The 2,066-nt window shown below is 48.1% G+C and carries 1 tRNA gene and 1 rRNA gene; both read left to right on the top strand.

Annotation, left to right across the window (positions count from 1 at the left end):
- Positions 1-183 precede the first annotated feature (183 nt).
- A 16S ribosomal RNA gene (locus OQ267_RS22350) occupies positions 184-1,703 on the top strand.
- Positions 1,704-1,978: 275 nt separating this feature from the next.
- Positions 1,979-2,056: transfer RNA gene (locus OQ267_RS22345), tRNA-Ile, on the top strand.
- Positions 2,057-2,066 lie beyond the last annotated feature (10 nt).

The following is a 2,066-nucleotide window of genomic DNA, read 5'->3' as shown; positions in this document are numbered from 1 at the left end:
ACCGTGAGGGATTAGCCTGATAAGTTCTTAAAAGAGATGTCAATGTAGCGAAAGCGGGTTTAATGAAGTACTGGTCGAAGTACATGATTAAGTAGCTTTATTTTAAAGGTGATGTCTAACAGACAAAACAAAAGAAGACTATTTTTAACAATAGTTAAAACTGGTCAGAATCAACAACATTTTACAATGGAGAGTTTGATCCTGGCTCAGGATGAACGCTAGCGGCAGGCCTAATACATGCAAGTCGAGGGGTAGAGGGAGCTTGCTTCCTTGAGACCGGCGCACGGGTGCGTAACGCGTATGCAACCTACCTTTATCTGGGGGATAGCCCGGAGAAATCCGGATTAATACCGCATAAAATCACAGAATGGCATTATTCAATGATCAAACATTAATGGGATAGAGATGGGCATGCGTGTCATTAGCTAGTTGGCGGGGTAACGGCCCACCAAGGCGACGATGACTAGGGGATCTGAGAGGATGACCCCCCACACTGGTACTGAGACACGGACCAGACTCCTACGGGAGGCAGCAGTAAGGAATATTGGTCAATGGAGGCAACTCTGAACCAGCCATGCCGCGTGCAGGAAGACTGCCCTATGGGTTGTAAACTGCTTTTATCCGGGAATAAACCTAAATACGTGTATTTAGCTGAATGTACCGGAAGAATAAGGATCGGCTAACTCCGTGCCAGCAGCCGCGGTAATACGGAGGATCCAAGCGTTATCCGGATTTATTGGGTTTAAAGGGTGCGTAGGCGGCCTGTTAAGTCAGGGGTGAAAGACGGTAGCTCAACTATCGCAGTGCCTTTGATACTGATGGGCTTGAATGAACTAGAGGTAGGCGGAATGAGACAAGTAGCGGTGAAATGCATAGATATGTCTCAGAACACCGATTGCGAAGGCAGCTTACTATGGTTTAATTGACGCTGAGGCACGAAAGCGTGGGGATCAAACAGGATTAGATACCCTGGTAGTCCACGCCCTAAACGATGAACACTCGCTGTTGGCGATACACAGTCAGCGGCTAAGCGAAAGCGTTAAGTGTTCCACCTGGGGAGTACGCTCGCAAGAGTGAAACTCAAAGGAATTGACGGGGGCCCGCACAAGCGGAGGAGCATGTGGTTTAATTCGATGATACGCGAGGAACCTTACCCGGGCTTGAAAGTTAGTGAATCATTTAGAGATAAATGAGTGAGCAATCACACGAAACTAGGTGCTGCATGGCTGTCGTCAGCTCGTGCCGTGAGGTGTTGGGTTAAGTCCCGCAACGAGCGCAACCCCTATGTTTAGTTGCCAGCACGTTAAGGTGGGGACTCTAAACAGACTGCCTGTGCAAACAGAGAGGAAGGAGGGGACGACGTCAAGTCATCATGGCCCTTACGTCCGGGGCTACACACGTGCTACAATGGATGGTACAGAGGGCAGCTAGCTGGCAACAGTATGCGAATCTCACAAAGCCATTCACAGTTCGGATTGGGGTCTGCAACTCGACCCCATGAAGTTGGATTCGCTAGTAATCGCGTATCAGCAATGACGCGGTGAATACGTTCCCGGGCCTTGTACACACCGCCCGTCAAGCCATGGAAGTTGGGGGTACCTAAAGTATGTAACCGTAAGGAGCGTCCTAGGGTAAAACCGATAACTGGGGCTAAGTCGTAACAAGGTAGCCGTACCGGAAGGTGCGGCTGGAATACCTCCTTTCTGGAGTAGCATCACCTACTCAGCTTTCGCAACATGATATTTCACATTAAGGTATATGATTAAAGCAAAAAGACTAAAGCTGAAAGGCTAAAGGCCTTGCTACCTGATACTGACTACTTTAAAAAAAAACAAGAGAAAAAAAGAAAACACCCAGAGGAAAACGGTGGGCTGCTATCAAGGTAAGCACAACGGAAGACAAGATGGGGAAAGCCAAAGGATAAGCAGTAGCGGTAAGATACTATATACTGCATACGGAAGCTGACCTTAAATCAAGAAGTCCCGTAGCTCAGCCTGGTTAGAGCACTACACTGATAATGTAGGGGTCTCCAGTTCAAATCTGGACGGGACTACCATTAAAAGTCA

This window comes from Pedobacter sp. MR22-3, from assembly GCF_026240075.1.
In the GTDB taxonomy this organism is placed as follows: domain Bacteria; phylum Bacteroidota; class Bacteroidia; order Sphingobacteriales; family Sphingobacteriaceae; genus Pedobacter.
The sequence above is the reverse complement of the archived record's forward strand: the minus strand, read 5'-3'. Positions and strand labels throughout refer to the sequence as shown.